A 7792-nucleotide genomic window follows, 5' to 3' on the forward strand; every position below is an offset into this window, starting at 1 on the left:
CCCATGCTTTCCAACCCTAATATCGATCTGGTTTCGCGCTTTCTTCGCCTGCCTCTGGAACAGCGCCAGCAGTTTTACCAGCGCCTGCAAAGCCGTGGCATGAGTTTCGCCCAACTGCCGATTGCCTCGATCCGCGAGGACGGCCAGAAGCTGCCATTGTCCTACGCCCAGGAGCGCCAGTGGTTTCTCTGGCAACTGGACCCGGACAGCGCCGCCTATCACGTGCCCGGCGCCCTGCGCCTGAGTGGCCAGTTGGACAAGGCCGCCCTGCAACGCAGCTTCGACACGCTGGTGGCGCGCCATGAAAGCCTGCGCACGCGCCTGCACCTGGACGCCGAGGAGCGTGCCCAGGAGGTGCTGGCCCACGCCGTGATCGAAATCGCTGAAAGCGCAGTCGACGAGACCCAGCTCACGTCCCGCGTCGAAGCGGAAATCGCCCGGCCTTTCGATTTACAGCAAGGTCGATTGTTGCGGGTCAGCTTGCTCGCCGTGAGCGAAGACGAGCACGTGCTGGTGCTGGTGCAGCACCATATCGTCTCCGATGGCTGGTCGATGGGCGTGATGGTGCAGGAGTTGATGCAGCTCTACGCCGCCTACAGCCAGGGCCAGGACTGTGTGCTGGCGCCGCTGCCGATCCAGTATGCCGACTACGCGCTGTGGCAGCGCCGCTGGATGGAGGCCGGGGAGAAGGCCCGTCAATTGGACTACTGGCGCGAACTGCTCAGCGGCGCGCAGCCGGTGCTGGAGCTACCGTTCGACCAGCCGCGCCCGGCGCAACAGAGCTTTCGCGGCGCGCGCCACGACATCGTGCTCGAACCGGCCCTGGTTGCAGGCTTGAAAACCCTGGCCCAGCGTGAAGGCGTGACGATGTTCATGTTGCTGCTGGCGTCGTTCCAGGCCTTCCTGTACCGCTACAGCGGGCAATCGGACATCCGTGTCGGCGTGCCGATTGCCAACCGCAACCGTGTCGAGACCGAGTCGCTGATCGGCTTTTTCGTCAACACCCAGGTACTCAAGGCCGACGTCGACGGCGCCATGCCCTTTACCGCACTGCTGCAGCACACCAAGCGCCGCGCGCTGGAGGCCCAGGCTCATCAGGACTTGCCCTTCGAGCAATTGGTGGAGGCGCTGCAACCGGAACGCAGCCTGAGCCACAACCCGCTGTTCCAGGTGATGTTCAACCACCAGGCCCACTCACACACAGCAGAGCAGCAATTGCCTGGCCTGCGCGTGGCCCACCTGGAATGGGACAGCCACAGCGCCCAGTTCGACCTGAGCCTGGACACCCAGGAGAGCGGCGACGCGATCTGGGCCTCCCTGACTTACGCCACCGACCTGTTCGGCGCCGCCACCGTGGCGCGCATGGCCGAGCACTGGCTGAGCCTGCTGCGTGCCGCCGTGGCGAACAGCGCGTTGCCGGTGCAGGACCTGGCGACCCTCAGCGCCAACGAGCGCGAGCAGATGCTTGACCAGTGGAACGCCACCGCGCGCGATTATGCGCGAGGGCAGTGGGTACATCAGTTGATCGAGGCGCAGGTGCTGGCGCAGCCGGACGCACCGGCAGTGCGCTTCAACCACCTGTCCCTGAGCTATGCCGAACTGAACCGTCGTGCCAACCGCCTGGCCCATCGCCTGATCGAAGCCGGTGTCGGCCCCGACGTGCTGGTCGGCCTGGCGGTGGAGCGCTCCATTGAAATGGTGGTTGGCCTGCTCGCGGTGCTCAAGGCCGGTGGGGCCTATGTGCCGCTGGACCCGGAGTATCCGCGTGAGCGCCTGGCCTACATGCTCGGCGACAGCGGGGTGAAACTGCTGCTGACCCAGGCGCATCTGCGTGAGCAGTTGCCGATTCCCCAAGGCCTGGAAACACTGGTGCTGGGCGAGTCCGACTTTGAGGACTACAGCGACACCAACCCAGGCATCGCGCTGGACGGCGAAAACCTCGCCTACGTGATCTACACCTCGGGTTCCACCGGCCAGCCAAAAGGTGCCGGCAACCGTCATTCGGCATTGCTCAACCGCCTGCAATGGATGCAGGAGGCGTATGGCCTGGAGGCCAGCGACAGCGTGCTGCAGAAGACCCCGTTCAGCTTCGATGTGTCGGTGTGGGAGTTCTTCTGGCCGCTGATGACCGGCTCGCGCCTGGTGGTTGCCGCGCCGGGGGATCATCGCGATCCGGCCCGGCTGGTCAGCCTGATCAATGCCGAGCGCATTACCACGCTGCACTTTGTGCCGTCGATGCTGCAGGCATTCCTGCAGGACCCGGCGGTGTCGAGTTGCCAAAGCCTGCAGCGCATTGTGTGCAGCGGCGAAGCGTTACCGGTGGATGCGCAGCAGCAAGTCTTCGCCAAACTGCCCCAGGCCGAGCTCTACAACCTGTATGGCCCGACCGAAGCGGCTATCGACGTGACCCACTGGACCTGCATCGATGAAGAGCGCGATGCGGTGCCGATAGGCCGTCCGATTGCCAACCTCTGCTGCTACATCCTCGACAGCAACTTCGAACCTGTACCGGTTGGCGTGCTGGGCGAGCTGTACCTGGGCGGCATTGGCCTGGCCCGTGGTTATCACCGTCGTCCGGCACTTACCGCCGAGCGCTTTATCGCCCACCCGTTCATCAAGGGCGAACGCCTGTACCGCACCGGCGACCTCGCGCGCTACCGCGCAGACGGCGTGATCGAGTACGCCGGGCGTATCGACCATCAGGTCAAGTTGCGCGGCCTGCGTATCGAACTGGGCGAAATCGAAGCGCACCTGCTCGAACACGAGTGGGTGCGTGAGGCTGCCGTGCTGGCGGTCGACAGCAAATACCTGGTCGGCTACCTGGTGTTGCACAGCGCCGGCGATGATTGGCGCGAAGTACTCGGTGCTCATCTGGCCAAGCACCTGCCCGACTACATGGTGCCGGCGCAGTGGGTGGTACTCGACCAGATGCCCTTGAGCCCGAACGGCAAGCTCGACCGCAAGGCGCTGCCCAAGCCCGAGGCCACGCAGCAATACGAAGCGCCGCACACTGCCCTGGAGCAGCAGATTGCCGCGATCTGGGCCGAGGTGCTGGGCATCGAACACGTGGGCTTGAACGACAACTTCTTCGAGCGCGGCGGCGACTCGATCATCTCGATCCAGGTGGTCAGCCGCGCCCGGGCAGCCGGCATTCATTTCACCGCCAAAGCGCTGTTCCAGCACCAGACCGTGCGCAGCCTGGCGCGGGTGGCGCAGTTGCAGGTGGCCCAGGTCATCGACCAGGGGCCGGTGCAGGGCACGACGCCGTTGCTGCCGTTCCAGCAACTGTTCTTCGGAATGCAATTGCCCGAGCAACACCACTGGAACCAGTCACTGCTGCTGACCCCGCGCGAGGTGATGGAGGGCGACCGCCTGGAAACGGCCTTGCAAGGGCTGATCGCGCACCATGATGGCTTGCGCCTGCGCTTCAGCCCGCACGCCGCAGGGTGGCAGGCCGAGCATGCCGCAGCCGTTACGCCGGTGCTGTGGCAAGCCCGTGTGCAGGATGCCGATGAACTGGCCGCCCTGTGCGAAAACGCCCAGCGCAGCCTCGACCTGCAGCAGGGGCCGTTGTTGCGCGCGGTTCTCGCCGAACTGGCCGACGGTTCCCAGCGCCTGCTCTTGGTCATGCACCATCTGGTGGTGGACGGCGTGTCCTGGCGGGTGTTCCTCGAAGACCTGCAGAGCCTGTATCGCCACCAATCGCTGCCGGCCAAGACCTCGTCGTTCAAGGCCTGGGCCGAGCGTCTGCAGGCCCATGCCCGTAGCGAATCGATCCGTGCCGAGAAAGACTTCTGGCTGCAACAGCTGCAAGGCCTGCCGACCGACTTGCCTTGCCGTGATCCACAGGGTGCGCGCCCCGTCCGCCTGGCCCAGACCGTGATCAGTCAACTGGATGCCGAACGCACCCGGCAGCTGCTGCAACAAGCGCCGACGGCCTATCGCACGCAGATCAACGACCTGCTGCTGACCGCCCTGGCACGCGTGATCTGCCGCTGGACCGGGCACGCTTCGAGCCTGATCCAGCTGGAAGGGCACGGCCGTGAAGACCTGTTTGACGAGATCGACCTGACCCGCACCCTGGGCTGGTTCACCAGCCTGTTCCCGGTGCGCCTGACCCCGGCCGAGTCGCTTGCCACGTCGATCAAGCAGATCAAGCAACAGCTGCGCGCTGTCCCGGACAAAGGCCTGGGCTTCGGCGCGCTGCGCTACCTGGGCGATGACGCCACGCGCGAGGCCTTCAGTGGCTTGCCGGTGCCGCGCATCACCTTCAACTACCTGGGCCAGATCGACGCCAGTTTCGACCAGCCGGACGGCCTGTTCATCCCGTCGGCAGAAAGCGCCGGCGCCGAACAAAGCCCCGAGGCGCCATTGGGTAACTGGTTGACGCTCAACGGCCAGGTGTATGGCGGTGAACTGCAACTGGGTTGGACCTTCAGCCCGCTGATGTTCGACCCCGCCGCGATCCAGGCGCTCAGCGTGGCCTATACCGAGGAACTGAATGCCCTGGTGGAACATTGCTGCACGCCTGGCAACCGCGGCTTTACGGCGTGCGACTTCCCGTTGTCGCGACTCACGCAGGCGCAGCTGGAGTCCTTGCCGCTGGCCGCCGACGCCATCGAAGACATCTACAGCTTGTCGCCGATGCAGCAGGGCATGTTGTTCCACACCCTGTATGAACAGGCGGCGGGCGACTACATCAACCAGATCCGCGTGACCGTCGACAACCTCGACGTGGCGCGCTTCCAGCATGCCTGGGATGCCACCGTGCAGGCTCATGACGTATTGCGCAGTGGTTTCTTCTGGGAAGGGCAGCTGGAGTGGCCATGCCAAGTGGTGTACCGCGAGGCGCGGTTGCCGATTGACGTGCTTGATTGGCGAGCGATGCCCGAGCGTGAGGCGGAGCTGCAAAACCTGCAGGAGGCCCAGCGCCGCCAGGGGTTTGACCTGACCAAGGCGCCGCTGGTGCGCCTGGTGCTGGTGCGCACCGATGCGCAACGCCATGAGCTGATCTACACCAATCACCACATCCTGATGGACGGCTGGAGCAATTCGCGGCTGTTCGGTGAAGTGCTGCAACGTTATGCCGGCGTCGCCGTGCCGCAGGCCGCCGGGCGTTACCGCGACTACATCGGCTGGCTGCAACAGCGTGACGCGCAGGCCACCGAAACCTTCTGGCGCGAACAACTGGCCGTGCTGCACACCCCGACCCGCCTGGGCAGCAGTCAGCCGCTGGCCGCGCAGGGGCATGGCGAGCATCAACTGCAGCTGGACCGTGCCTTGACCGCGCGCCTGGAATCTTTCGCCCGCAGCCACAAGGTCACGCTTAATACCTTGATTCAGGCGGCGTGGCTGATCCTGTTGCAACGCCACAGCGGGCAGGCGGTGGTGTGCTTCGGCGCCACCGTGGCCGGGCGCCCGGCCGAATTGGCCGGGGTCGAGCAACAGGTCGGTCTGTTCATCAACACCTTGCCGGTGATCAGCGCGGTGGAGGGCCAGCAATCGGTAGCCGACTGGCTGCAAGCGGTGCAGGCGCAGAACCTGGCCCTGCGCGAGCATGAACACACCGGCTTGTACGACATCCAGCGCTGGGCCGGGCAGGGCGGCGAGGCCTTGTTCGACAACATTCTGGTGTTCGAAAACTACCCGGTATCCAAGGCCCTGGAACAGAGCGGCGGCAGCGGCATTCGCTTCGGCACGCCGCATTCCCACGAGCAGACCAGCTTCCCGCTGACCGTGCTGGTGGACGTCGGCGACACGCTGTCAGTGCAGTTCGGCTTTGCCCGCGCGCATTTCAGTGCGGCCACGGTGCATAGCTATGCGCGCCACCTGGTCAACCTGCTGCAGGCCATGCTCCAGGGCGGGCAACAACACCTTGGCGAGCTGGCCATGCTCGACCCGGCCGAGCGCCAGCAAGTCGTGCGGGACTGGAATGCCACGGCGCGGGACTATCCCCTGCAGGACTGTGTGCATCAACGGATTGAACAGCAGGTAACGCGAACGCCGGACGCGCCGGCCCTGGTATTCGCCGAGCAGCGCTTGAGCTACGCCGAATTGAACCGTCGTGCCAATCGCCTGGCCCATCGCTTGATCGAGGCGGGTGTGGGCCCGGATGTGCTGGTCGGCCTGGCCGTGGAGCGTTGCGTCGAGATGGTGGTCGGCCTGCTCGCGGTGCTCAAGGCCGGTGGCGCCTATGTGCCGCTGGACCCGGAGTACCCACGCGAGCGTCTGGCCTACATGCTCGACGACAGTGGCGTGAAGCTGCTGCTGACCCAGGCGCACTTGCGCGAGCAACTGCCGATTCCCACCAGCCTGGAAACCTTGGTGCTGGGCGAGTCTGCCTTTGAAGACTACAGCGACAGCAACCCAGGCATCGTGCTGGACGGCGAAAACCTCGCGTATGTGATCTACACCTCCGGCTCCACCGGCCAGCCCAAAGGCGCCGGCAACCGTCACTCGGCCCTGACCAACCGTCTGCACTGGATGCAGGAAGCCTATGGCCTGGATGTCAGCGACACGGTCCTGCAAAAGACCCCGTTCAGCTTCGACGTGTCGGTGTGGGAGTTCTTCTGGCCGCTGATGACCGGCGCGCGCCTGGTGGTCGCGGCGCCGGGGGATCACCGCGATCCGGCCAAACTGGTCAACCTGATCAATGCCGAGCAGGTCACCACGCTGCACTTTGTGCCGTCGATGCTGCAGGCATTCCTGCAGGATCCGGCGGTTGCGACCTGCCACACCTTGCACCGTATCGTGTGCAGCGGCGAGGCGTTGCCGGTGGATGCCCAGCAGCAGGTGTTCGCCAAACTGCCGCAGGCCGGGCTCTACAACCTGTACGGCCCGACCGAGGCGGCCATCGACGTGACCCACTGGACCTGCATCGATGAAGGCCGCGATGCGGTGCCGATTGGGCGTCCGATTGCCAACCTCGGTTGCTACATCCTCGACGACAACTTCGAGCCGGCGCCGGTGGGTGTGCTCGGCGAGCTGTACCTGGGCGGCGTGGGCCTGGCGCGGGGTTACCATCGCCGTCCCGCGCTGACTGCCGAGCGCTTTATCGCGCATCCGTTTGTCGACGGCGAGCGCCTGTACCGCACTGGCGACCTGGCACGCTACCGCGAAGACGGCGTGATCGAGTACGCCGGGCGGATCGACCATCAAGTCAAGTTGCGCGGCCTGCGGATCGAGCTGGGCGAAATCGAAGCGCGCCTGCTGGAACACGACTGGGTCCGCGAGACCGCCGTACTGGCCGTCGATGGCAAATACCTGGTTGGCTACCTGGTGCTGCACAACGCCGGCGATGACTGGCGCGATGTGCTCAGCGCGCACCTGGCCCAGCACCTGCCGGACTACATGGTGCCTGCGCAGTGGATGCTGCTGGAGCAGATGCCGCTGAGCCCCAACGGCAAGCTCGACCGCAAGGCCCTGCCGGCGGTGGACGCCAACCTGCAAGCCCGGGAATACGTCGCCCCGCACAGCGAGTTGGAGCAGCAGATCGCCGCCATCTGGGCCGAGGTGCTCGACGTGGAGCGGGTGGGCCTGACCGACAACTTCTTCGAACTGGGCGGGCATTCGCTGCTGGCGACGCAGGTGGTGGTGCGCCTGCGCGAGCAATTGCATGCCGAGTTCGATGTGAAATCGATCTTCACCACCCCGACCCTGGCCGATTTCAGCGCCTACGTGGCGGCGCAGCAGACAAATAATTCGCCGGTGCAGGACGCATTGGCTAAATCCTTGGAGGCCCTCAAACGTCTATCAGCAGAAGATTTGGATAAATTGATTTCCTGAGGGGCGT

The 7792-nt window shown here is 65.1% G+C and carries 1 protein-coding gene; it reads left to right on the top strand.

Annotation, left to right across the window (positions count from 1 at the left end):
* The first annotated feature begins 3 nt into the window (after positions 1-3).
* Complete coding sequence (locus tag AC07OJ_RS01790) at positions 4-7785, top strand: amino acid adenylation domain-containing protein (RefSeq protein WP_495093770.1); 7782 nt, start codon at positions 4-6, stop codon at positions 7783-7785.
* Positions 7786-7792 lie beyond the last annotated feature (7 nt).

This window comes from Pseudomonas sp. GW821-FHT09C08 (genome assembly GCF_059418125.1).